Origin of the sequence: Caballeronia sp. BCC1704, assembly GCF_902833455.1 — a bacterium.
In the GTDB taxonomy this organism is placed as follows: domain Bacteria; phylum Pseudomonadota; class Gammaproteobacteria; order Burkholderiales; family Burkholderiaceae; genus Caballeronia.
Window position 1 is genome coordinate 303,924 of the sequence record NZ_CADFFT010000002.1, and the last position, 25,032, is coordinate 328,955.

A 25,032-nucleotide genomic window follows, 5' to 3' on the forward strand; every position below is an offset into this window, starting at 1 on the left:
TCCAGGAAGCGTCGCGTTATCGCGGCGCTTTTTGTTTATGGAGCCGCATTTTTGGGACTGCGAGCGAATCGACCGGTCGTACGATTGGGGCGCGCACCAGCCTTGCTGTTCGTATCAACCTTCGCCGTACCTCTGGAGCTTCAATGATTCGACGACCCCGCCGGTCCTTCATCCCGTCATCGCGTGCGGCGCTTGCCGCGGCCAGCGCCGTTCTGTGCGCGGCGTTCTGGACGAACTCCGGCGCGGCGTTCGCGCAGGCGAGCGGCGCGACAGCCGATGCCGCCGCGCCCGGCAATGCGCCTGCGCAGCGGTACGCCGTGAAGCCGGGGCAGTCGCTCAGCGATATCGCGGGCGAACTCACCGGTTCGAAAGAGCGGGCCGTCAAGGAGAAGATGGCGCGCGCGCTGTTCGACGCGAATCCGAACGCGTTCGCGGGGCACGACATCAATCGGCTGAAGCTCGGCGCGGTGTTGAACGTTCCGGCTACGGATGCCGGCGCGGCCTCTGAAGGTGCCGCAGCGCCGGCGCCAGCGCCGCAGGCAGTTCAGCCGAGCGCGCCGTCGACGAATGCGGCAAGTGCAGCGCAGTCGTCGTCGCCGGCGGTCGAAACCGCGCCGGTTCAGCCGGCGGCGTCCGCCGCCGAACCGGCCGCGAGCGAGCCGGCCACGCCGGCCACGGCTTCGGCGGCATCGCAGGCGGCGCCCGAGGCCGCCCCTGCCGTCGCACCCGTCGCGAGCGCGCCTCCGGCCGAGACCGCGCCGCAAGCGCACGGCGGCATCGATCCGAAACTGATCGCGCTCGTTCTCGCGGTCATCGCCGTGCTGCTGTTTCTCGTGCTCCGCCGCAACAAGCGCCGCGCTCAGGCCGAAGCCGAAGCCCGCCAGCAGCCGCCCGCGCCGGTTCCCGCCGCAACGCCGCAGCGTGCTGAATCGGCAGCCGATCTGGAAGGTACCGCCGTCGAGCGCGATCAATCCGAACTGAACGCCGTGGCTGCGAGCCTGGAAAGTTACGAAGCGGCGCAGTCTTTCGCGACGCCGTCGGCGGATGACGCGCCCGAGTCCGCCAGAACGCCCGAAGCGCGCGCGGACCAGCCGAATCGCACAGAGCCTGCCGAGCCGTTCATTCCGACGCCGCCGGCCGCGGCTCACGCTGCCTTCGTTCCGCCGCTTTCACATGCGGGCACGGCCGACGCGCAAACGCATGAGGCTCAGGAGGCTCACGCGCGGGAAATCGCTGCCCGCGAAGCCGCAGCGCACGAAGCCGAAAAGTGGGAAGCCGAAGAACGGGAAGCCGCCGCGCGGCAGGCCGCCGCTCGAGAAGCGGAGGAGCGGGAAGCGGCAGCGCGTGAAGCCGCAGCGCGCGAAGCACTGGAGCGCGAGCTTGCCGGGCGCGACGAGGCGTCTCGCGAAGCCGCCGAACAGGAAGCGCAGGCGCATCAGGCTCGCGAAGCGGCGGCGCGCGAGATCATCGCTCGCGAAGCCGAGTTGCGCGAAGCGCAGGCGGTTGCCGCGCGGCAGCAAGCTGCGGAGCAGCGCGCAGCGCAACAACGCGCCGTCGAAGAGCAAGCCGCGCGCGACGCCGAGCAGCATCCTGCGGGCGTCGAGGACGACGAACCGGCATCCGCTGACCGCTTCCCGATGCCCAAGTTTCCGACCGAAGCCGTCCAGGCGCTAGACTCGCTCGACATGAGCCTGCCGCCTCGCATGGAGCTGACGCTGGCTCCGCCTTCCGATGACCACGCTCCGCGCCACGACGCGCCGGCACACCGGTCGGTCGGGGACGAGCCTTTCGTTCCGCAGCCGATTGCCGAAACGAACCCTGCGCACGAGGCGCAGGCATTCGCGCTGCCGTCGGTTGCCGACGAGGATCAGTCGTCCGCCGCAGCGCGTATCGAAGCGGGAACGGCCGGCGCGCCGTCCGTTGCAGGGCTGGGCGCGACGCAGTTCGGCCCGTTGAGTCTTGACTTCAATCTTGATCTGCCATCCAGCCACACCGAACCGCTGCCCGCGCTGACCGCCGCGCAACTGGCGACCATCGCGCGCAATAAGCTGGAATTGGCGGTCGAATACATCGAATTGGGCGATCTTTCGGGCGCGCGCACGCTGTTGCAGGAAGTGATCGCATCGAACGATCAGGCGACGCGCCAGCAAGCGGCCGGCTTGCTCTCGACGCTCGCGCCGCACTCCTGATATGCGCATAGCGTTAGGCGTTCAGTACGACGGGGCCGCGTTTTGCGGCTGGCAATCGCAGCCGCATGGCAATACGGTGCAGAATGAACTGGAGCGCGCGCTCGCGGAATTCACGCAGACGCCGGTTCAGACGGTCGTCGCCGGACGAACGGACACGGGCGTCCACGGCCTCGGGCAAGTGGTGCACTTCGACACCGAACTGGACCGCACCGACTTCTCGTGGGTGCGCGGGACGAACGCGTTTCTGCCGAGTTCGGTCGCCGTTCAGTGGGCGAAGGCGATGCCCGACGACTTTCACGCCCGTTTCGCGGCCTTCGAGCGCACGTACTTTTACGTTCTGTACGTCAATCCGGTGCGTTCACCCATGCTGGCGAAACGCACGGGCTGGGTGCACACGCCGCTCGACGTCGCCGCGATGCGCGATTCCGCCGCGTGCCTCATCGGCGAGCACGATTTCTCGTCCTTCCGTGCGGCCGATTGCCAGTCGAAGACGCCGGTCAAGCATCTCTATCGGATCGACGTGCGCGAACAGGGAGATTTCGTCCACTTTCGTTTTCGGGCGAATGCGTTCCTGCATCACATGGTGCGCAATTTGATGGGCTGCTTCGTCGCGATCGGGCGCGGACGCTATCCCGCGTCGTGGATGGCCGACGTGCTCGCAACGCGCGACCGTCGCGCCGCCGCGCCGACCTTCATGCCCGACGGGCTTTATCTCGCGGAAGTCGGATATCCCGAGCGTTTCGCGGTTCCGCCGCCGCATATTGCAAGCATGCCGTGGAGCGCCGTTTGGGCCGACCAGCCATGAAAGATCAAGATTTGCACCGGACCAGAATCAAGCTGTGCGGACTTTCGACAGTGGAGCACGTCAAGCACGCCGTCGCGCTGGGCGCGGATGCGGTGGGTTTCGTCTTTTATCCGCCGAGTCCGCGCTCGCTGACCGTGTCTCAGGCGGTGGACTTGTGTCGCTACGTGCCGCCGCTCGTGGCGGCGGTTGGTCTGTTCGTCAACGCGACGCCCGAATGGGTTCGCGAGGTGACGTCGAACGTGCCGCTCTCGCTGCTGCAATTTCACGGCGACGAAACGCCCGAGCAGTGTGCAGAACTGGCCGCGATTGCGGGTTTGCCCTGGTGGCGCGCAGTGCGTGTAGGGCCTGATGCGGCCGCAAGCGATTTGGTAGAATCGTCGCTTAACTATGCGGCTGCAGGCGGTATTTTGCTCGACGCACTCGTCGAGGGCTTCGGCGGCGGTGGAAAGGTATTCGATTGGTCACTTATTCCAACAGATCTCGGGCATCGGGCCGTTTTGAGTGGTGGGTTGAACGCGCAAAACGTCAGTGACGCCATCCGGCGCGTGCGCCCGTTCGCGGTCGATGTCTCGAGCGGCATCGAAGTGCCGGGCGCCAAGGGCGTAAAAGATTCCGCCCGAATGACCGCGTTCGTGCGCGCAGTGCGCGAAGCGGACGCCGGTTGATTCCGTCTGCGAGCCAACCAAGGCTCGCCACCGAGAGAGTGACGCAATGTACAACTTGCCTGACGAAAGAGGCCACTTCGGCCAATATGGCGGCGTGTTCGTCTCCGAAACGCTTATTCACGCACTGGACGAACTGCGCCGCGCCTACGACGCAGCCCGCCAGGACCCTGCATTCCAGGCCGAATACGACTACGAACTGAAGCACTACGTCGGCCGTCCTTCCCCGATCTATCACGCGAAACGCTGGAGCGACATGCTCGGCGGCGCGCAGATTTATCTGAAGCGCGAAGACCTGAATCACACGGGCGCGCACAAGGTCAACAACGTGATCGGGCAGGCGCTGCTCGCGCGCAAGATGGGCAAGCCGCGCGTGATCGCCGAGACCGGCGCAGGACAGCACGGCGTGGCGACGGCGACCATCGCGGCGCGCTTCGGCATGGAGTGCGTGGTCTACATGGGCGCCGAGGACGTGAAGCGGCAGGCGGCGAACGTCTATCGCATGAAACTGCTGGGCGCGACCGTCGTGCCCGTGGAATCCGGCTCGCGTACGCTGAAGGACGCGCTCAACGAAGCCATGCGCGACTGGGTGACGAACGTGGAAAACACGTTCTATATCATCGGCACCGTGGCCGGGCCGCATCCTTACCCGATGATGGTGCGCGACTTCCAGCGCGTGATCGGCGACGAATGCCGCGTGCAGATGCCCGAAATGACGGGCCGTCAGCCGGATGCCGTGATTGCGTGCGTCGGCGGTGGATCGAACGCGATGGGCATCTTTTATCCGTATATCGAGGACGAAGCCGTGCGACTGATCGGCGTCGAAGCGGCCGGCGACGGTATCGACACCGGTCGGCACGCGGCGTCGCTGATGGGCGGAAGCCCCGGCGTGCTGCACGGCAACCGCACCTATCTCTTGCAGGACGACAACGGCCAGATCATCGAGACGCATTCGGTGTCGGCGGGGCTCGACTATCCGGGCGTCGGTCCGGAGCACGCGTGGCTCAAGGACGTCGGCCGCGCAGAGTATGTCGGCATTACGGACGACGAGGCGTTGAAGGCGTTCCACGACTGCTGCCGTATCGAAGGCATCATTCCGGCGCTGGAGTCGAGTCACGCGCTGGCGTACGGGGCGAAGCTCGCAAAGACGTTGCCGCGCGACAAGGTGCTGCTCGTCAACCTGTCGGGCCGCGGCGACAAGGACATGCACACGGTCGCCGAGCGATCGGGCATCCAGTTCTAAGCCGCAGATGCGCACCGTTATCGACGAACCGATGTCCGCCGGCGCGCTGCAAGGCGCCGGCATCGACATTCGGAACCGCGATTTTCTCGCCGATGCCGCCTCCGTTCCCGATGCGTCGATCGATCTGATCGTCGCCGATCCGCCTTATGGGCTCGGCAAGGACTACGGGAACGATTCCGACATGCTGTCCGGCGAGGCCTTTCTTGCGTGGACGTATCGCTGGCTGGACATCGCGATACCGAAGCTCAAGAAAAGCGGGTCGATGTACATCTTCTGCACCTGGCAGTATTCGCCGGAACTGTTCGTGTTTCTGAAGCGCCGGATGACGATGGTCAACGAGATCGTCTGGGACCGGCGCGTGCCGAGCATGGGCGGAACCACGCGCAAATACACGTCGGTGCACGACAACATCGGTTATTTCGCGGTATCGAAGGACTACTACTTCGATCTCGATCCGGTGCGCATTCCCTACGACGCAGCGACGAAAAAGGCGCGCTCGCGCAAGATTTTCGAAGGCAGCAAGTGGCTCGAGATGGGCTACAACCCGAAGGATGTGTGGTCCGTCTCGCGGCTGCATCGGCAGCACGCGGAGCGGGTCGATCATCCGACGCAAAAGCCGCTGGAAATCGTCGAGCGCATGGTGCTGGCAAGCTGTCCGCCGGGCGGCCGCGTGCTCGATCCGTTCATGGGCAGCGGCACGACCGCCGTTGCCTGCGCGCGCCACGGCCGGCTGTTCACGGGCTTCGAGATCAACGCGGACTACTGCGCCATCGCGGAAAGCCGCCTGGCGAAGCTGGATGCGCCGCTGACCGCTGAAACCGAGACCGCCGAATAAAGCGCGAGCCGCCGCATCGTCGCTGAAACGCGTCGAATGATCGACGCTAACGAATACGCTTACGAGAATTCTCATGTCCCGTATCAAGAACACTTTCGCGACGCTTGCCGCGCAAGGCCGCAAAGGGCTGATTCCGTTCATCACGGCGGGCGATCCGAACCCCGAGCAAACCGTCGAATTCATGCACGCGCTCGCCAAGGGCGGCGCGGACGTCATCGAACTGGGCGTGCCGTTTTCCGATCCGATGGCCGACGGCCCCGTCATCCAGCGTTCGTCGGAGCGCGCGCTGGCGCGCGGCGTCACGCTCAAGCGCGTGCTCGCCGACGTGGCGCGCTTTCGCGAGACCGACGGCGACACGCCTGTCGTCCTGATGGGCTACGCGAATCCGATCGAGCGCATGGGCGCGGACGCGTTCGCGCAAGCCGCGAAGCAGGCGGGCGTGGACGGCGTGCTCGTTGTCGATTACCCGCCCGAGGAAGCCAGCGATTTCGGCGCGACGATGCGCGCGGCTGGCATCGATCCGATCTTTCTCCTCGCGCCGACATCGACCGATGAGCGCGTGGCGGCGGTCGGCAAGATCGCGAGCGGCTACGTGTATTACGTGTCGCTCAAGGGCGTGACGGGCGCGGCAAATCTGGACGTTTCCAGCATCGCGAGTAAAATCCCGGCCATCAAGTCGCAGGTGCCGCTGCCGGTCGGCGTCGGTTTCGGCATTCGCGACGCAGAGACGGCCCGCGCCGTCGCGGAAGTCGCGGACGCGGTCGTCATCGGAAGCCGGCTCGTGCAGTTGCTCGAAGAGGCGCCGCCGGACACGGCCGCCGCGTCGCTCACGAGCTTCATCGCGGAAATTCGCGCGGCGCTCGATTCCGCCAAATAACATGTGCCGCCGCGGCCGTCGTCGACGGTGCGCGGCGCTGCCCCGATCAGTCAAGGAACAACGATGAGCTGGCTCGACAAACTGCTGCCGCCCAAGATCAAGCAAACCGATCCCAAGAACCGCAAGAGCATCCCGGAAGGGCTGTGGGTGAAGTGTCCGTCGTGCGAAGCGGTGCTGTACCGCAACGACGTCGAGGCGAATCTGCATGTTTGCCCGAAGTGCAGCCACCACATGCGTATCGGCGCGCGCGAGCGGCTCGACCGCCTGCTCGATCCGGAAGGCCGCTATGAAATCGGCCAGGAAATCGTGCCGGTCGACGCGCTCAAGTTCAAGGACAGCCGCAAGTATCCGGACCGCCTTAAAGAGGCGATGGAAGACACCGACGAAACCGACGCGATGGTGGTCATGGGCGGCGCGATCCATACGCTGCCGTGCGTGGTCGCATGCTTCGAGTTCGCGTTCATGGGCGGCTCGATGGGCTCGGTGGTCGGTGAACGCTTCGCTCGCGGCGCGCGCAACGCGCTGGAGCAGAACGTGCCTTTCATCTGCTTCACGGCGTCGGGCGGCGCGCGCATGCAGGAAAGCCTGCTTTCGCTGATGCAAATGGCCAAAACCACCGCCATGCTGACCAAGCTCGCCGACGCCAAACTGCCGTTCATCTCCGTTCTCACCGACCCGACGATGGGCGGCGTGTCCGCGAGCTTCGCGTTCCTGGGCGACGTCGTGATCGCGGAGCCGAAGGCGCTGATCGGCTTCGCCGGCCCGCGCGTGATCGAGCAGACGGTGCGCGAGAAGTTGCCCGAAGGCTTCCAGCGCGCGGAATTCCTGTTGCAGAAGGGCGCGATCGACATGATCGTGGATCGCCGCAAGATGCGCGAAGAAATCGCTCAATTGATGGCGCTGATGACGCGACAGCCGGCCGATTCGGTGGCTTGACGCCGTTTTGTGCCCGCGCCGCGCCGCGCGTGAACCGCGAGGTTCCGCGCGGCGTTTTTGCTTTTCCGACTACCGAACATGACCACATTTCCCACTCTCGACGCGTGGCTCGCCCATCTGGAAGCGGCGCATCCGGTCGGCATCGACATGGGCCTCGCGCGCATCGGGCGCGTCAAGGAGGCGCTCGGCCTGCGCTTCGACTGCCCGGTGATCACCGTCGGCGGCACGAACGGCAAGGGCTCGACGTGCGCGATCCTCGAAAGCATTCTGCTGCGCGCGGGCTATCGCGTGGGCTGCCATACGTCGCCGCATCTGCTGTCGTTCAATGAACGCGCGCGCATCGATGGCGTGGAAGCCACGGACGGTGACTTGCTGGAACACTTCGAAGCCGTCGAGAAGGCGCGCGTCAGTTTGCCGGATCCCGTTTCGCTGACGTATTTCGAATTTACGACGCTCGCCATCCTGCATCTGTTCGCGTCGCGCGGGCTGGATGTCGTCATCCTCGAAGTGGGGCTCGGCGGGCGGCTGGACGCGGTGAATATCGTCGATACGGACTGCGCCGTGGTGACGAGCATCGACATCGATCATGCGGACTATCTCGGCGACACGCGCGAGAAGATCGGCTTCGAGAAGGCGGGCATCTTCCGTCCGGAAAAGCCTGCCGTGTGCGGCGATCCTTCGCCGCCGCAGACGCTGATCGACCATGCTGCCGCTGTGGGCGCGGATTTGTGGCTCGTCGGCCGCGACTTCCGCTACGAAGCGCAGCCGGGCAACGAACGCCAGCAGTGGAGCTACATCGGCCGCACGCAGCGGCGCGCGGCGCTCGCGTATCCGGCGCTGCGCGGGGCGAATCAGCTCATCAATACGTCGGCGGCGCTCGCCGCGCTGGAGGCGCTGCGCGACCGCCTGCCGGTGTCCGCGCAGGATATTCGTCTCGGGCTCGCGAACGTGGAATTGCCGGGGCGCTTTCAGGTGCTGCCGGGCAAGCCGCAGATCATTCTCGACGTGGCGCACAATCCGCACGCCGCCGCCGTGCTCGCGCAAAACCTCGGCAACATGGGCTATTTCCCGTACACCTACGCGGTTTTCGGCGCGATGGGCGACAAGGACATCGAGGGCATCGTGAAGCAGCTCGCGGGCGAGATCGATCACTGGAACGTGACCGCGCTGCCGACGCCGCGTGCGGCCACCGCCGACCGCCTGGAAGCTGTCCTGCGCGATGCCGGTGTCAACGACGGCCCCGACAGCAGCGTTCTCCGATTCGAGACCCCGGCCGATGCATTTCGAGACGCGTTAAGTCGCGCGTCCGAAAATGATAGAATCGTGGTTTTCGGCAGTTTCTATACGGTGGCTGGCGTCATGGCCTACCGCAAATCGCAGCATCACTGAGACGGCAGGCCGTCTGAAGCTTCTCGCACCAAGCCATACATGGGACTTTTCTCGTTCGGCAAGAAAGACGACGCCCGCGCCGCGAGCGACGCATACTCCGATTCCCCGCGCGGCTCGCGTCATACCGTGCGCACGGAGCGCCGCACGCGCCGCACCGACCGTCCCGATGCCGACGCGATGATGCTCGACCCCACGCTTCCCGAGAAGCAGCGCGCGCGCCGCAGGCTCGTCGGAGCCATCGCGCTGGTGCTGGCGGCGGTCATTGTTTTGCCGATGGTGCTGGATTCGCGCCCGAAACCCGTCGCCGACGACATTTCCATCGATATTCCAAACCGCGCCGCGCCCGCCGCGAAGCAGTCCCGCGAGGCGAACGACGCGGACACGCAGGCAGGCGTCGCGCATGAGTCGCCTGCTGCGGCAACTGACACGGCCAACGTGGCCGCAGGCGTGACGCAGCCGCAACCGTCGGCTTCGGTGCCTGCTGCCGCTGCGCAGGCGAAGCCGGAAGCGAAGGTTGACAGCAAGCCGGCACCCGTTGCCAAGGAAGCCGCGAAGCCGCAGGCCCAAGCGGCCGCGGAAAAGGACGCCACCGCAAGCCCGGCATCGGGCGCGGCAAACACGCCGTCGTCGCCGGCCGGCAGCCGCTTCGTGCTTCAGATCGGCACGTTCGACGACGACACGGCAGCGCAAAACTGGGTCAACAAGTTGAAAGCCGCGGGCGTGCCCGCATATCTCGAACATCGTCAGCAGTCGGATGGCTCGTCCCGCGCGTTGTTGCGCGCAGGACCGTTCCCGGATCGCGCGTCGGCGTCCGCCGCGCTCGTCAAGGTGCGGCAGGCGGGCCTGGCCGGCGGCAAGCGGTCGGCGTCGAACTAAGCGTCGATGTCGATGTTCACGAGCTTCGACTACGCCGTGATGGCCGTGATCGGCCTGTCCGCCTTGCGCGGCATGTGGCGCGGGTTGCTCGCCGAAGCCTTCGGGCTGGTCGGCTGGGTCGCCGCCATTTTGATCGCGGGCCGGTTCGTGAGCGTGGTGGTGCCGTACATCCCGGCATACTGGCCGGGCGGCGCGCTGACACAGTGGCTCGTCGCGTTCCTGCTGGTGGTCGGCGCGGTACTGTTGTTGTCGAGCGTGCTGTCGGCGCTGCTCACGCGCATCACGGAAGTGACGGGTCTGCGCGGCGTGGATCGCTCGCTGGGCCTGCTGTTTGGCCTCGTCCGAGGCGCTATATTGGTGGTGATTCTGGTCGCGCTCGCAGGTCTGACCGAATTGCCGCAGAAGGATTTTTGGCGTCACGCGCTGCTGCGGCCCATGGCCGAGCAAGGCGTGCGCGAATTGAGACCGCTTCTCCCCGATACGCTCGCCGCGTATGTGCACGTCGCGCCGCAATCAGGCGACACGGCGCCAAGCGCCGCACAATAGACGAACGGCAGGCTACACGAGGAACGCGCGACGGCCAGTTGCGCCGCCGAACGCGCCCGCTCGCGCGGCTGGTTCGACGTGACGCGACGCCGGCACGCCTCTCTACCGTTTCGACTCTTTGAAGGACCATGCCATGTGCGGCATCGTAGGTGTAGTTTCCCAAAGCCCCGTCAATCAGCTCATCTATGACAGCCTGCTGCTCTTGCAGCATCGCGGGCAGGATGCGGCGGGAATCGCGACAGCGAACGGCAACAACTTCCACATGCACAAAGCCAACGGCATGGTGCGCGACGTGTTCCGCACGCGCAACATGCGCAGCCTGCCGGGTAACGTCGGTATCGGGCAAGTGCGCTATCCGACGGCCGGTTCGGCGTCGAACGAGGAAGAAGCGCAGCCGTTCTACGTCAACGCGCCGTTCGGCATCATCCTCGCGCACAACGGCAACCTGACGAACTGGATGCAGCTGAAGGACGAAATGTTCCGGATCGACCGCCGGCACATCAACACCGCGTCCGATACCGAAGTGCTGCTGAACGTCTTCGCGCACGAACTGCAACTGGCGAGCTCCGGCCTCGAACTCGACGAAGCCGCGCTGTGGAAGGCCGTCGCGGGCGTGCATCGCCGGGTGAAGGGGTCGTACGCAATCGTCTCGCTGATCGCGGGCTACGGGCTCGTGGCGTTCCGCGATCCGTTCGGCATTCGCCCGCTCGTGCTCGGCAAGCTGGAAACGTCGACGGGCGTCGAGTGGATGGTGGCGTCGGAATCGGTGGCGATCGAAGGTATCGGCTTCGAATTCGTGCGCGACATCGAGCCGGGCGAAGCGATCTTTATCGACGCAGACGGCAATCTGCACAGTCACCAATGCGCCGAAAAGCCGGTGCTCAATCCCTGCATTTTCGAACTCGTGTATCTGGCGCGTCCGGATTCGTGCCTCGACGGCGTGCCGGTCTACAACGCGCGTCTGCGCATGGGCGACTATCTCGCCGAGAAGATTAAACGCGTGCTGCCGGACGTGCCGATCGACGTCGTGATGCCGATTCCCGATTCGTCGCGCCCCGCCGCGATGCAGGTGGCCGCGAAGCTCGGCGTCGAATATCGCGAGGGCTTCTTCAAGAACCGCTACGTGGGCCGCACGTTCATCATGCCGGGCCAGGCGGTGCGCAAGAAGTCGGTGCGCCAGAAGCTGAACGCGATGGGCATCGAGTTCAAGGGCAAGAACGTGCTGATCGTCGACGATTCGATCGTGCGCGGCACGACATCGCATGAAATCGTGCAGATGGCCCGCGATGCCGGCGCGAACAAGGTGATTTTCGCGTCCGCCGCGCCGCCGGTGAAGTTCCCGAACGTGTACGGCATCGACATGCCGACGCGTGGCGAACTCGTCGCGCATGGCCGCAGCGACGAAGAGGTAGCGCGCATGATCGGCGCGGACTATCTGGTGTATCAGGACGTCGAAGACCTGAAGAACGCGGTGCGCGACATTAATCCGGCGCTGAAGGATTTCGAGGCGTCCTGCTTCGACGGCAACTACATTACCGGCGACGTCACGACCGATTATCTGGATCGCATCGAAACCGCGCGTCTCGCGCCGCAAGAGCAGACGGACCGCGACATCGCGGGCGAGGCGCTCGAAGGCGGTCCCGCGCGTTCGCAACTGCATCTACAACTGTCGGTGGAATAAGCGTTCGTCGTGGCTTCGAGAAGCCCGCTCCGTCGATCAGACGAGCGGGCTTTTTTGCGTCTGTTGCCCGCGCGGCGTCTTGAACGCGCTGCTGCGCCATTGTCCCGGCGCGATGCCGAAGCGCTTCGAGAACGCGTGCGTGAATGCGCTTTGATCCGCGAAGCCGACTTCGAGCGCGACATGCGTGAGCGAGGCGCGCGGGTCCGCGAGCAGCGTCAGCGCCGTATCCAGGCGCAAGCGATGCAGATAGCGATGCGGCGTCTCGCCGAACGCTTCGCTGAACAACTGGTGAAAGCGCCGCATGCCGAAGCCGCAATGCGCGGCGAGATCCGCGATGCGCAGCGGCTCGCACAGATGCGCACGCAGCCATCGGTCGATGCGCGCGAAGTCGAGGCCGCGCGATTCGGCATTGAGCGACGCGCTTGCATCGGCCATCAACGCGCCGCACAGATGCGTAGCTGTTTGCCAGGCCATGCGCGAGGGCAGGGCGCTACCGTCGCGATCGAGCCGTAGCGCGACGCTCGCGACGAGTTGCGTGAGAGAGGAATCGAGATCGACGGTACGCGCGCGCTCGAAGAAACGTGCGGGCACCGCGACCGATGAAGCGGGAAGATCGAGCACGAGCTGGCGATTGACGCCTTCGGCCCAGTACTCGTGACGCGCGCCGGCAGGAATGATCCACGCGCGATGACGGTCGATGAGCGATTCGCCGCCATCCACCGCCATGCCCATTGCGCCATCGAAACCGAGCACGATCTGATGGAAGTCGTGCTCGTCCGACGCCTGCACCGCTTCATAGCGGCGCAGCGAAACGGTAGGGCGGGGGACCGGCGCGTTCATGCCGCGAGCTCAGACGTCGAGCAGTTCCACTTCGAAGACGAGCGTGGCGTTGGGCGGAATCACGCCGCCCGCGCCGCGCGCGCCGTAACCGAGTTGCGGCGGGATGGTAAGACGGCGCACGCCGCCGACCTTCATGCCCTGCACGCCTTCATCCCAGCCCTTGATGACCATGCCCCCGCCGAGCACGAAGGCGAAAGGATCGTTGCGGTCCTTGCTGGAGTCGAACTTCTGGCCGTCGGTCAGCCAGCCGGTGTAGTGCACGCTGACGGTCTTGCCCGCGACGGCTTCGGCGCCTTCGCCGACGGTGACGTCTTCATACTTGAGACCGGAATCGGTCGTGACTGTCGACATTGTTTGCTCCTGGTTGCACGGCTCTACGCCGATGGTCGAAACCACCATTGTAGAGCGTAGCAACGAAGCGAGTCATGGCGATCAGGAGTGACGGCCGCGCGGATTCATGCGGCTGCCGATGCGCGGCCGTTTCGCGGTCATCGGCGAGCCGAGCCGCGCGCCGGCGTTCGGACTCACGCTCACGCCGAAATCCGGGCTGATGTACGAAGGCTCCATCGCGTTGCCCAGAACGCGGTCGCGCGTGTCGCTCCTCGCGAGCTTCAGCGCCCGCACGCGCACGTACGCCATCGCGATGAACGTCCACGGCGCGAGGTAGGCGAACTCGGGCACCGACACCATCATCATGGTCCACGTCGCCACGCAGCACTGCCGCAGCGCCATGCCGCGCGCGTCCCAGTCGAGCTTGAAGGCGGGGTAGAGCATCAGCACGCTGACGCCCACGAGACCGACCACGCCCGTGTTGACGAGCAGCGTCGAGAACAGGTCGGTGGAGCGGATATAGCCGAAGCCGATGCCGAATAGCTGGTTCAGCGGGGAAGCATGCACCCACAAGCGCAACGACTCGAAGAACAGCATGGCGCGGTCGGAGCCGGACTCGTTCTTTCCTTCGAGCTTGTCCATCACCATCTGCTGGAACAGGTCGGCGATATAGTCCTGCAACACGAACGCGACTACCGCGAGCAGGAAGAGGCCGATGAGCGCCTTTATCGGATTGATGCCGAGCTTGCGCATGCGAATGAGCGCGAAGACCGCATAGCCGATCAGCACGGTCGAAGACGTACTCATGACAAGCGAAATCCCGATGATCCACACCGGCCAGCGCAGGCGGGCCGTCGCGTTGAAGTAGATCCAGAACGGAAAGATGGACATGGCGTACATCGACGGCTCGCCGGTCAGCGCCTTGAGACGCTGTATCGACATGCCGCCCGCGCTCACGACCTGAAACGAGCTGCCGTTCACGGTGCCGTCCGAACGCACGATGCCGCGGCCGAACTGGTCGCCGAACGCGCGGTTCGAGATGAAGTCGCCGGGCGAGCCCGTCAGCACGTAGAACACCACTTCATAGATACCGTAGATGGCGAAGAGCGTCACCGCCGCGAAAATCCACTGGTCCCACGTCGGCCGGTAGTAGTAGTACACGTACGCCGCGTACAGCACCACGGCCGCCACGTAGATGGACTGCGTGAACATGCTCTTGCGCAGGATGAACGTGAGCGGGTCCTTGTCGTCGACGAGCGCAATCTTGCTGAAGTCCGGATCGAACGGCGCCATCACGTCCGCGAGTTGCGTCGTGCAGACCATCAGCAGCCAGACGAAGATGGCCGCGCCCACGAAGTGCATCCAGTTCTTGCGCGAACGGCCACCGAATAGAAGCACGAGCGGCACGGAAAGGAAGCACATGAGATAGCCGATCGTCGTGCCCTGAATCGACGGGATCACGAGGAACGACGTCACCGGCATCGCAAAGGCCCAGATGCGGTAGTACTTGTCGAGCAGCGTTGCTTTGTCTTTCATCGTAGAGAGTGTGGCTGCGTCTTTTGTTTTGCTTGCCGTTGCGTGAGAAGGCCATGCCCCTGAAACGCAACGCCGCGTGACGGGCACGCGGCGTTTCGCTCAAGCAATGTTGCCTTGCTTCGAGACGTCCATCAGTTCGCCGACTTGAAGCTGCTCGTGTAGGCCGCCGCGTAACCATACGTGCGGCGGTTGCTGCGGCGCTTCGGGATGGCGTTGAACACCGAGCCGACGAGACGTCCGCCTGCGCGCTGCACCTTCTTGACGGTCTCTTCGATTTCCTCTTCGCTCTGGATGCCGGAGCGCAGAACCAGAACCGTCGAGCCCGCATCGCTTGCGACGATGGCCGCGTCCGTGACGGCGAGGAAGGGCGGGGTATCGATGAGCACGAGATCGTACTGATCGCTCAAGCGCGCGAGCATGTCGCGGAAGCCCGGCATCATCAGCAGTTCCGACGGATTCTCCGGGTAGCTGCCGCACGACATGAACGAGAGCCCAGGCACGCCGACCTGACGAATCGCCTCGGCCGTGCCCACTTGACCCTTCAGCACTTCGGACAGACCGCCCGGATTCGACTGCTTGAAGAACGACGCGATATGGCCGCGGCGCAAGTCGCCGTCGATCAGGAGCACGCGCAGGCCGATCTCCGCGAGCAGCACGGACAGGTTCGCTGCGACGAAGCTCTTGCCTGCCGACGGAATCGGACCGGTCAGCATGACGATGTTGTTCGGCGCATTCACGAGGTCGCGATACAACTCGGTGCGCACCGCACGCAGCGCTTCGACGGCCGGATCATGCGGATAACGCGTCGCGAGCACGAAGGCGTCGCGGTCGGTATCGCCGAGATTCGGCATGGTGATGTCGTCGTGCGCTTCGCGCTTGATGTGCGGCAATGCCTTCGGCGCGCTGCCCGTCTGCATGCTCGAAGACCCAAGCGCGTGACCCACAGGCGACACCGAGATCTCGTGATCGAGCAATTGCTGCTGACGGCTGAAGAGCACCTCGCCGAGCACCGGCACCGAGAGGCGACGTTCGACGAACATCGGATCGGTGACGCCGATCATCGCGTGGCGGCGCAGGAAGATGAAGAACGTGCCGACGAAGAAGCCGAGCGCCGTGCCCGCGACGATCACGAGCGGCTTATTCGGCTTCACCGGACGATGCGGACGCAGCGCGCTATCGACGATATGCGCGCCGCCGCTCGTGCTGGCGCGACGAATCGACAGCTCTTCGGCCTTGTTCATCATGCCGAGGTAGACGGTTTCCGCGACGCGCGCATCACGCGTGAGTTCGGCGCTTTCGCGTTCGGAAGCAGGCATGCTGTCGAAGCGCGATTGAATCTGCTTGTTGGTCTGCTCGTATTGCGAGATCTGCTGGTCGAGGTTGCGGACCTGCGGGCTGTCCGGCGTGAAGCGCTGCAACGCTTGCGTGCGCTGCAGTTGCAGCATCGCGAGTTGCTGCATCGAAGTGATGCTGCCTTGCAGATACGCTTGCGCTTCATTGATCGGCTGCACCGACTGCGACTTCGCGCGGAATGCGCTCAGGCGGCCTTCTGCGTCCTTCAGGTCGCGTTCGAGGCGCGGCAGTTCCGAGCGGATGAATTCGAGCGTCTTCGTATCGTTGGCCTGACGGCTCGCGACGGCGGCGGCGAGATAGGCCTGACCCAGCGCGTTCGCGACTTCGGCGGTTTGATCGGGATCGTCGCCGTTATACGAGATCTCGACGATGCCCGTGTCCTTCGTGGACTCGGCCACCTTGATCGACTTCAGCAGCAGGTCGATGGCATCGAGCGTGTTGTAGCGCGTGACCGTGAAGTGCACGCCCGGATGACCGACCGCGCCGTCCACGAGCATCGACACGCCGTGCGCCGAAGCGGGACGGCCGATCGTGCCGCGCAGGATCACGTTGCCGTCCGGATCTTCGAGCTGATACTGATTGTTGTCGAGCAGCGTGAAGTCGAGCTTGGCGTCTTCCAGCGACGGCGGCACGTCCAGACGCGAGATGCGCAGATCTTCGCCGCCCCACGCGTATGACTTCATGCCGAACCATGCGGGCGCGAGATGGCCGCGCTCGGCGAACATGCTCGCGATCCAGCCGAGCACCGGCATGGCATGCGGCTTGACCTTGATATCGAAGTGGAACTGATTGACGACCGGCTCCAGCACCGAGCGGCTCTTCATCACCGAAATTTCTGCCGGCGCGAGCTGAGTGGCCGACATTTGCGGCTGCTGCGCCTGCATCTGGTTCTGCGGCGCGATGCCGAGCGCGTTCGGATCCGGAGGATCGACGCGCACGACGACGTCGGCCGAATAGATCGGCTTCGCGAGAAAAGCGTAAGCGGACGCGAGCGCGGCGGCCGCGGCGATGAACACCAGCAACATGCCGATGTGATCGCGCAGCAGCTTGATCATGTCGCCCGCAGTGAATTCATTGTCGTCCTTGCCAGGACGCGAAGATCCAGAGTTGACGTATAGCGTGTTCAAAGGCGGCATCCTCTGTTCGAATGTTGAGCGTGGTTTTCCGGGCCTGACAGGAACGCAAAGCCCGCGCGGTTGGCCGCGTTACGTCGTTCGTGTTGTTTGTCCGGCGTGGCCGGGAGTGTCAAAGGCTTCAGGCGGTACGGCTCGTCGAGTTGCGCTCGAACGAGGAGAGCGCGAATCGTCGAGGCGCTCTATCGATCTGCAACGGCAGGGTGTTCGCCCCACGCGTGTGTGCGAATCGACACCATACGCCCAAAAAATATGTAGCGTCAGGCTAATCTTCCAGCCTTGAAGTGCTTACGTCTGTTAAGTAGCGAACGAAATATGGAGCGTAATGGCGCGTACCGCACTTGCATGAGCGGCGTTTCGGGCGATACTTACTGATTTGGCTCGAACGCCATTCTTCATACCTAACTTTTTTTCCGTTACGGCATCGGATTCGCTTTGATGAAGTCGCGCACGACGTCGAAGCGCGGCTTGCGCGTCTGCCCGTCGTCGTGAATCACGCCATAATTTCCGTCGCCGCCGAAGCGTTCGTCGTCGTAGAGTTCGTAGAGCGTGACGTTTTGAATGTCGTACGTTTTAGCCGCCTTCACAAAGCCCGCGAGCGCGTCCTTGCCGGTCAGATAACCGCCCGGGTCCGCATGGTCCGGGCGCACGCCGAATTCCGTGATCCAGATGGGCTTGCCGTAGCTATCACGCAGACGTTCGAGCACATTGACCTTTTTCGGGCCGGCCGCCGTGATCGAACCCATGTTCGAATACCAGTGCCACGCGGTGATGTCCCATTGAGGAATGGGGTGACCTTTCGTGCCGTCCGGTTGCGTGCCCGCGAAGAGCATGTCCGTGAAGCCGTAATGCAGCCATCCGAATGACGTGAGCAGAATCTTCGCGTCCGGGTTCGCTTCGCGTATGCCTTTGATGAGGCCGAGTATCGAGCCACGCGCTTTCATGAATCTCGCGTTGTCGTAATCCGACGGATGCTCGCCGCTGCGATCCGAGCCGAGAATGGTCCAGTTGTCGTACTCGTTGCCGACCTGATAGTAAGTGACGAGACCCTTCAACACGCGCCCCGCCGTCTTGCCGAGGGCATAGCCGCGCTCGAAGGTCTCCTGCTCGTTCGCGCGCTTTTGCGGCTCGAACGGCGTCACGAGCGCGAGCACGCCGATGCAGGATTTCGCGGCCTGACGCGCGAAATCCGCGACGAGATGCGCGCTGTCTTCACTCGACACGTCCTGCGCGTACATGGTGACGCCGAGATCGCGCAGTTGCGAAATCTGCAGGCCGAAGTCGGTCGTGCGATAAGCGCCGCGATGTTCGAGATGCCCGACGACGCCGTAGAACACGCCCTTCGTGCGATCACCGCATTGCATCTTCGGCGCACCGGACGGTGCGGAATGCACCGCGCTAGTTCGCGCCTGCACCACGGCCGAGCCGCACAGCAGCACGCCGACCAACGAGATTGCGACCCACAGCCTTCGCTTCAACATTCATCCCTCACGAGAAAGCCCGATCAGCCCGGAACATCGGAGTGTTGCGGCGATGCTGGATCGAACGCGCCGCGGCACGGCATGGCGGGCAGCATGACGTTTTGCGCTTGCGCATCGAACGCTTCGCGCGAGAAGCGGCGGCGGAAGCTGTTGGCAAGCGCGGTCATCGGCACGTCGCGCGCGGCAAAGATGCGCTCGACGAACGCGTCGTGATCGCCAGGCCGGAAGAGCAGCGCATTCGGCAAGTACGAATCGAGGCCCGAGATACGCGACACGACGATGGGCCGCTCGGCCAGCACCGCTTCGATCATCACGAGCGGCACGCCTTCGAAGGCCGACGGCAACACGAGCGTATCGCTCGCGACGATATACGGCAGCACGTCGTGCTTCGGACCGACGATGCGCACGCATGCGGACAAGACCGGGCTCGCGTCGACCATCTCGGCAAGCCGCGCTGCATCCGGTCCTTCGCCCACGATCAGCACGACCGTGCGCTTGAATGCGTCGGCATGCCGCTCGATGGCTTCCATCAGAAAGTCCTGGCGCTTCTGCTTGAAGTTGATGCGGCCGATATGCGCGATGATCGTCGTGCCATCGTCCGGCAATCCCAGCGCTGCGCGCGCCGCGGGCTTCGTCAGCATGGAACGGCTGAAGCGGTCGTCGACGTAGTTTTCGAGGATCATCGTGCGCGCCTGAGGCGCGAGCGCGCGCAACTGCCCGCGCAGATGTTCGTTAAGCGTGACGAATTCATCCGGCATGCGGTACAGCACGCGTTTCACGAGCCACTTCATCTTGTCGGTGACGCCGGCGTGTTCGGGCGCTTCATCGACGAGCGGCAGATAGCTCAGGGTCGGCACGCGTGCATAACGTGCTCCTAAAAGGCCCGCGAGGCCGGATGCAATCGTGCCCTGCGCGATCAGCAGTTTCGAAAGGTTGAGCGTGCGCAGCGTCGCGGCCGTCGAGCGAATGGCGCGCAAGAGCGCGAAGAGGTCGCCTCTAATGGACTCCGCCGTGTAAGCGAGCCCGATGGTGCGCACCTTCGCATGCTGGCGGCTCAGATCGCTGACATAGCGGTAAAGGGCTGCGTTCGTTCGCGGCACGAGAATGTGGAGCGTGTCGACGCTTCCGCTCGAAATAAGCGCGAGCATGAAACGCTTGAGCATCTCCTCGTGCCCGCCGTTGATGCCCGAATCGCAATAGATTCCAACGTTCACTGTATTTCCCCTGTCGCACGCGTGGGCGCGCTTCATCGTCTGCTTATCGTCTGTTTATGAACTGCATCAGCATTCGCGCGCTCTCGGTCCAGCGGTACCGCTCCGCATGCGCGAGTCCCCGGCGTCTGAGCTCTTCGCTCAGTTGCGGCGAGTCCAGCAGTTCGCGCAGCTTCGCGGCAATGTCTTCGACCGAGAAGGGATCGCAGTAAATGGACGCATCGCCGCACGTTTCCGGCAGCGCGGCCGCGCGTCCGACGAGCGTGGGGCATCCATTACGCATCGCTTCCAGTGGTGGAATGCCGAAGCCTTCATAAATCGAAGGGTAAAGAAAGCAGGCCGCATGCTGATACAGCGCCTTGAGCTTTTCGTCGCTCACGTAGCCCGCCTGCTTGATGTTCGGTGCGCTCGACAGATCCTGCGCCTTGCCGAAGATCGTCGCATTCTTCATGCCGACGATGACGAGATCGATGGACGGATCGTTCAGGCGCATGAACGCTTCGACCAGACGCTTGAAGTTCTTCGTCGGATTCATGCTGCTCACGGCCAGCACATAGCGGTTCGGCGTGAGCTTCAGGTCGCCGATGACCGACGTATCCGGCACGATGTGATCCAGATGGTCCGCCGCGAGCGGCACGACGCCGATACGCCGCGGATCCACGCCGACGTGATGCGCGAGCCGATCACGCGAGAACTCGGAGTTCGTCATCACACAGCTCGAAGTACGCGCGAGAATCCAGAACATCACGCGGTACCACATGCGGAATTTCCACGAGAAATGCGCGGGCGTGTCGAACACCGCTGCATCGTGCATGTAGATGATCTGGTTCGGCCGGAAGATCGAGCCCGAGTTGCTGAGATTGACGATGCGCGAGCGTCCCGCGAAAAGCGGCAGCACGATCTGCTCCCAGAACACGCCCTTGCCGAATCCGAGTTCGACGGTCGGCACGCCATCCACCGGCACGAGGCCCGGTTGCGGCGGCACGGCGAGCGTCACGTGCGAGCCTTCGGGCAACTTCATCAACGCGGCGACGAGTTCGCGCGCGACGCGCTGCACGCCGGTGGTTTTCTGGCTCGTGAAGCGGCCGTTGTAGACAAGCTTGTTTGGGGCGAAGGAGGTATCCATGTCTTACGCGTCAGAACTGTGAATCGGAGCTCGTCTCATACGATGCCACTTCATTCGTGCCGAGCGGTTCGCGCGAATGACGGTCCGAGCCGAACTCGTACATCGAAAGCCACTGCCGGAAGATCGCGTCCATCGAAAAGCGCTTGCAAGCCGACGCGCGCGCTTCGGCGCCCATGCGTTCGCGCAACGGCGCGTCGTCGCGCAGACGTGCGATGTAGCCTGCCATCTCTTCCTCGCTCTTCGCGACGAAGCCGGTCACGCCGTGCTGAACCACGTCGCGGTTTCCCACCACGTCGGTGACGACTGCCGGAATGCCCGCCACCTGCGCTTCGATCAGCGCGATAGGCATGCCTTCCCAGCGCGACGTCTGCACGTAGATGTCCAGTTCCGATGTCAGTTCGAGCGCGCGCTCGCGCGTCACCCAGCCGCTGCATTCGACCGCGCGCTTCGACTGGCCCGGCAGTTCTTCGACATTGCCGCCGATCCATAGAAACCTGACCGATGGCGCGTGCAGATCGGTTGCGAGCTTCACGAATGCCTCGTGATTCTTCTGGTACGAGGCGCGGCCGCTCATGCCGATGACGAGCTCGCCGCTCGTCTTCTGGATGCGAGGCGGAATCTCGGCAATGTTCACGCCGTTCTCGATCATGCGCGCGTCGGGCGGCCTGACCTTCGTTTCGATCTCGCGCAGTTCGCTCATCGAACACGCGACGATGGTGCCGCCCATGCGCGCCGCGATGCGCTCGAAGGTGAGATACGCGAACTGCTTGGCAGGCGATACATCGCGACGCAGGAACGAGAGGCCATGCGGCGAATAGAAGACGCGCGCTTGCGGCGCGGCGATGCGAGCGGCGACGCGGCCCAGCACGCCGGCCTTCGAGGAATGCAGATGCACGACCGACGGATCGCATTCGCGCAGCGCGCGCGACAGATCGCGAACGCCGACGCAATCGTTTTTCGGATGTACTTCGCGGCACATGTTGACGTGCCTGAGTCTGACTGCGGGGTGGAACAGCTTCTCGAAGTTGTCCGGGGTTTCCTGCCTGATGGAATGAAGGATCGTTACGCCGACTCCTGCGGCTGCTGCGCGGTTGGATAGCTGGGTGAGCATCGAGAGAACCCCGCCTCCGAACGCTTCTGTTATATGGACGATCTCTTTCATGTTTGACTCTTCGAATAGCGTATTACCGTGCGCCCCGCGGCAATCGCAATGGAGAAGAACAGCGGTCTTGTCGTTATCAATGGTCGGTGACCCACATATCGCCATGTGCAGCATGCTCTGACGGCAAGGGCGCATTCACGTTCAAAGGAAAACACAAAAAACAGAACTAGGCGCGCAGCATCGCTAACCGAGTGTGGTTTCGACCACTCGGTCGGGATGCACCCCTACGCACGCCGCTGCCATCGCAAGGCATCGTTCTGTCTTCCATGAATCCCCGGACATCCGCGAGATGCGCCTTCCCCGTCAGGATTCGCCCGTTTGTCCGGGCGGGCGACTCCAGTGAAGCTCCAACTCATTCTTTCGTGACAGATAACGCAGGCCCGTTTGCGCGAACGAATCGCCGCGCAACCGATGATTTTCGAGTCTGCTTGAAAAATCCGTACGGAACGTAAAGCCCATTTGTCATGCAATCAGTCGAGACCGGCCGGCTGAGAACGCGCATGCTGACACGCCGGGGCATGTTGCGCATTCCCGTGCCGGCCGACTCACGCGGGCTTTACTGATGATGGCGAAGTCAATTGACTTCGGGTTCTGTCTTGATGTCGGACATGGTCCGTTGTGCAAACGCTATTTCGCATACGTCCAGCAGGATTCGAAGATCCTTGACCGGCACCGCAGCGGATTGCATGCGCAGATTTTCAGCGCGCTCAACCAGCCTCTGCACGCGTTCGAACGATAGGTCGTCTTGTTTCATGCCACGGCTCACAATAAGGATTGATACCTAGTACCTTAAGCCCCCAAATGTCATCCGTCCGTGCGCTCGCCCACATACACCGGTGCAACTTTCGGAGTAGCGGCCAAGCAAGACACAAAAGCTTCACAGGGCGACGTGCAGGTTTGGCATGTCGTCCGTGAAAGTTCTATAGCAGGACAAAAGCAGGCAAGGTCGGGGTGCGAAGAAAAACCGGGGCTGTCAGGCTAGACAGCCCACGTGAAGATGCAGGAAACGGGCCAGGTCTCAACCCGCCCCGCCGGGCGTCATGGGGCGCTTGAGCAAGGGCACGCCTTCGAGGTGCAGCGTGAAGGCCATGGCGGCCGCAATGGCCGTCTCGACGATAAGGACGGTGGCCGCCGCGCCCTGTTCTCCGAAGAGCACCGCCAGTACCGCGAGCAGGCTGAAGTTCAGGATCGCGGAGCCGATCAACACGCGGCTGAAATGCGACTTCATGCCGAGCGGAAGCATGGTCTGAACGCCGAAGAGGTCGGTCAGTCCCGACATCAGCGGCACGAAGGCCATCCAGCGCAGCACGTCGACGGTCGGCCCGAACTGCGGACCGTACAGCAGCTTCACGGCGAGCGGCGCGCCGAAGAAGATGCCTACGGAGATGAGCGAAACGATGGTGCCTTGAACCACGAACATCTTGCGCAGGAACGCGAAGGCATCTTCGCGTGCATGGTGCATGAGGAAGCTCACCCGCGGATAAGCCGCCGTCTTGAGCGGCCTCAGCATGTTGAGCGCCGCGCGAATCAGCTTGTCCGCCGCGGCGAAGTAACCGCCCGCGACGTTGCCCGAGATGAACGTCAACAGCACGATATTGCTCGACGCATAAATGTCGACGAGCGATGTCGCCATGAAGACGCTCCATCCGTCTTTGAGGCGATCGATGACGGTCTTGAGCGAGACGTGAACGAAGTCGATATCGCGCCGGAAGTACAAGTAAATGCAGATCGCGATACCCGAGCCGAGCGGCACGAGCGTATTGACGAGCATGGCGTTGTTCACGTCGTCGTGATGACGCACGAACAGATACATCGCGGGGATACTGAGCGCGCGGCCCACGAACACGAGCGCGCTGATCACGCCGAGATCTTCGACGCCCTGAAAGTACCACGTGGGAATGAGCATCGAGCCGATGGCCATGCCGAAGCCCACGAGCAGCAACTGGCGATTCTCCGCGAGCGTCGGCACGACGAACGTCAACACGAGCAGCACGAGAAAGCCAGCGACCGAGAGCGCAATCTGCGCATACATGGTCTCCCAGAAGATCTGGGACCGCACCGCGCGGTTATCGCGGTTGATGGATATCTTGGGTGTGGCGGTGAGTGAGAAACTGAAGTTCGTGAGGGTGATGAAATAGGCCGTGAAGGCCATCGCAAACGAAAGCCGGCCATACTCGCTCGGACCCAGGACGCGTGCGAGCCACGGCAGCGTCAGAAGCGGTGCGAGGTAGGTCGATACCTGCAACGTCATCAGAATCGTGAAGTTCTTTCGAAAAGATGCCATTGAGCGATTTTTCCCGGCTTGAATGCTGCGCTTGATTTCGATGACGCAAAAAATGCTGACTCATACGTGCCTCGTGCATGTTCGCCCTGTCGGCGAGCCATTGCCAGACAACGCATCGGACGAATAGTTTCGTCGGACGCGCGGATCGCAACGGCAGGACGTAGGCCGTAGAGGGTGAAGCACCCGCGTCTTGGCCTGACAGCGAGTGAGCGAAGGAACATGCGAGGTAACGATGCAACGACATGACGGCGTCGCCTCAGTATCGCACCACGGGGCGCGAGTATGACGCGGACACAAGTAATGGGTATTTAACAGGAAAAAAAAGAATTGTTCAGTGGGTTGGCACACGAACGAATTGGCGCGCGTGTGCATGCGCGGCGTAGAGAACGAAGAGTCTGGCGTGTCCTCACGCACGCGGTTTGCTCCATCGCGAAAGACGGCCGCGAGCCGGGGTCGAGCGGTGGCGCTGTTTCGCCCCGCATGCGCGTTCGGCGCTCACCTATAATGCGCTGACGATAAGGCTACATGATCGGCAAC

The 25,032-nt window shown here is 63.6% G+C and carries 21 protein-coding genes; 11 read left to right on the plus strand and 10 right to left on the minus strand.

The features are described from left to right. Positions 1-143 precede the first annotated feature (143 nt). From HWX53_RS11185 to purF, 11 genes are all read left to right on the plus strand, one after another. Positions 144-2,189, plus strand: coding sequence for a FimV/HubP family polar landmark protein (locus HWX53_RS11185; protein WP_175940917.1), 2,046 nt, complete (start codon positions 144-146; stop codon positions 2,187-2,189). A gap of 1 nt (position 2,190) precedes the next feature. Beyond that, on the plus strand, positions 2,191-2,994 hold the full coding sequence (truA, locus tag HWX53_RS11190; protein ID WP_175940918.1) for a tRNA pseudouridine(38-40) synthase TruA: 804 nt from the start codon (positions 2,191-2,193) through the stop codon (positions 2,992-2,994). Further along, entirely contained in the window at positions 2,991-3,659 is a 669-nt protein-coding gene (locus tag HWX53_RS11195) for a phosphoribosylanthranilate isomerase (RefSeq protein ID WP_175940919.1), read from the plus strand. Before truA ends, HWX53_RS11195 begins: the two co-directional genes overlap by 4 nt. A gap of 46 nt (positions 3,660-3,705) precedes the next feature. Next, positions 3,706-4,899, plus strand: a complete 1,194-nt coding sequence (trpB, locus tag HWX53_RS11200; RefSeq protein WP_175940920.1) for a tryptophan synthase subunit beta — start codon at positions 3,706-3,708, stop codon at positions 4,897-4,899. 7 nt (positions 4,900-4,906) lie between these two features. After that, positions 4,907-5,734 (plus strand): site-specific DNA-methyltransferase, encoded by an 828-nt coding sequence (locus HWX53_RS11205; protein ID WP_175940921.1) that lies wholly within the window; start codon positions 4,907-4,909, stop codon positions 5,732-5,734. Positions 5,735-5,807: 73 nt separating this feature from the next. Continuing rightward, entirely contained in the window at positions 5,808-6,611 is an 804-nt protein-coding gene (gene trpA / locus HWX53_RS11210; RefSeq protein WP_175940922.1) for a tryptophan synthase subunit alpha, read from the plus strand. Positions 6,612-6,674: 63 nt separating this feature from the next. Next, positions 6,675-7,547 (plus strand): acetyl-CoA carboxylase, carboxyltransferase subunit beta, encoded by an 873-nt coding sequence (gene accD / locus HWX53_RS11215; RefSeq protein WP_175940923.1) that lies wholly within the window; start codon positions 6,675-6,677, stop codon positions 7,545-7,547. Between the two features lie 78 nt (positions 7,548-7,625). Then, entirely contained in the window at positions 7,626-8,936 is a 1,311-nt protein-coding gene (gene folC, locus HWX53_RS11220) for a bifunctional tetrahydrofolate synthase/dihydrofolate synthase (protein ID WP_175940924.1), read from the plus strand. A 39-nt stretch (positions 8,937-8,975) separates the two neighbouring features. Further along, positions 8,976-9,812 carry an SPOR domain-containing protein gene (locus tag HWX53_RS11225; RefSeq protein WP_175940925.1) on the plus strand — a complete coding sequence of 279 codons (837 nt, stop codon included), beginning with the start codon at positions 8,976-8,978 and terminating at the stop codon, positions 9,810-9,812. A gap of 12 nt (positions 9,813-9,824) precedes the next feature. Then, a complete protein-coding gene (locus HWX53_RS11230) occupies positions 9,825-10,358 on the plus strand; it encodes a CvpA family protein (RefSeq protein WP_175942346.1) in 534 nt (177 codons plus the stop codon). 133 nt (positions 10,359-10,491) lie between these two features. Next, positions 10,492-12,039, plus strand: coding sequence for an amidophosphoribosyltransferase (gene purF, locus HWX53_RS11235; RefSeq protein ID WP_175940926.1), 1,548 nt, complete (start codon positions 10,492-10,494; stop codon positions 12,037-12,039). 36 nt (positions 12,040-12,075) lie between these two features. On the opposite strand, the gene HWX53_RS11240 is transcribed toward purF, so the two are convergent. The 10 genes from HWX53_RS11240 to HWX53_RS11285 all read right to left on the minus strand — a co-directional run bounded on the left by HWX53_RS11240 (position 12,076) and on the right by HWX53_RS11285 (position 24,495). Continuing rightward, the gene (locus HWX53_RS11240; protein ID WP_175940927.1) at positions 12,076-12,879 is read right to left on the minus strand and encodes an AraC family transcriptional regulator; all 804 of its coding nucleotides are present in this window, start codon (positions 12,877-12,879) and stop codon (positions 12,076-12,078) included. 9 nt (positions 12,880-12,888) lie between these two features. Next, positions 12,889-13,230 (minus strand): FKBP-type peptidyl-prolyl cis-trans isomerase, encoded by a 342-nt coding sequence (locus HWX53_RS11245; protein ID WP_040049973.1) that lies wholly within the window; start codon positions 13,228-13,230, stop codon positions 12,889-12,891. Positions 13,231-13,311: 81 nt separating this feature from the next. Further along, positions 13,312-14,745, minus strand: a complete 1,434-nt coding sequence (locus HWX53_RS11250; protein WP_244140074.1) for a hypothetical protein — start codon at positions 14,743-14,745, stop codon at positions 13,312-13,314. Between the two features lie 131 nt (positions 14,746-14,876). Next, complete coding sequence (locus tag HWX53_RS11255; RefSeq protein ID WP_244140075.1) at positions 14,877-17,153, minus strand: polysaccharide biosynthesis tyrosine autokinase; 2,277 nt, start codon at positions 17,151-17,153, stop codon at positions 14,877-14,879. Between the two features lie 494 nt (positions 17,154-17,647). Further along, the gene (locus tag HWX53_RS11260) at positions 17,648-18,712 is read right to left on the minus strand and encodes a glycosyl hydrolase (RefSeq protein WP_175940929.1); all 1,065 of its coding nucleotides are present in this window, start codon (positions 18,710-18,712) and stop codon (positions 17,648-17,650) included. A gap of 23 nt (positions 18,713-18,735) precedes the next feature. Further along, a complete protein-coding gene (locus tag HWX53_RS11265) occupies positions 18,736-19,926 on the minus strand; it encodes a glycosyltransferase (RefSeq protein WP_175940930.1) in 1,191 nt (396 codons plus the stop codon). 43 nt (positions 19,927-19,969) lie between these two features. After that, a complete protein-coding gene (locus HWX53_RS11270; protein WP_175940931.1) occupies positions 19,970-21,049 on the minus strand; it encodes a glycosyltransferase family 1 protein in 1,080 nt (359 codons plus the stop codon). A gap of 10 nt (positions 21,050-21,059) precedes the next feature. Beyond that, positions 21,060-22,211 carry a glycosyltransferase gene (locus HWX53_RS11275; protein WP_175940932.1) on the minus strand — a complete coding sequence of 384 codons (1,152 nt, stop codon included), beginning with the start codon at positions 22,209-22,211 and terminating at the stop codon, positions 21,060-21,062. Between the two features lie 574 nt (positions 22,212-22,785). Then, positions 22,786-22,965, minus strand: a complete 180-nt coding sequence (locus tag HWX53_RS11280; protein WP_159835836.1) for a hypothetical protein — start codon at positions 22,963-22,965, stop codon at positions 22,786-22,788. 264 nt (positions 22,966-23,229) lie between these two features. Continuing rightward, complete coding sequence (locus HWX53_RS11285; protein ID WP_175940933.1) at positions 23,230-24,495, minus strand: flippase; 1,266 nt, start codon at positions 24,493-24,495, stop codon at positions 23,230-23,232. Positions 24,496-25,032 lie beyond the last annotated feature (537 nt).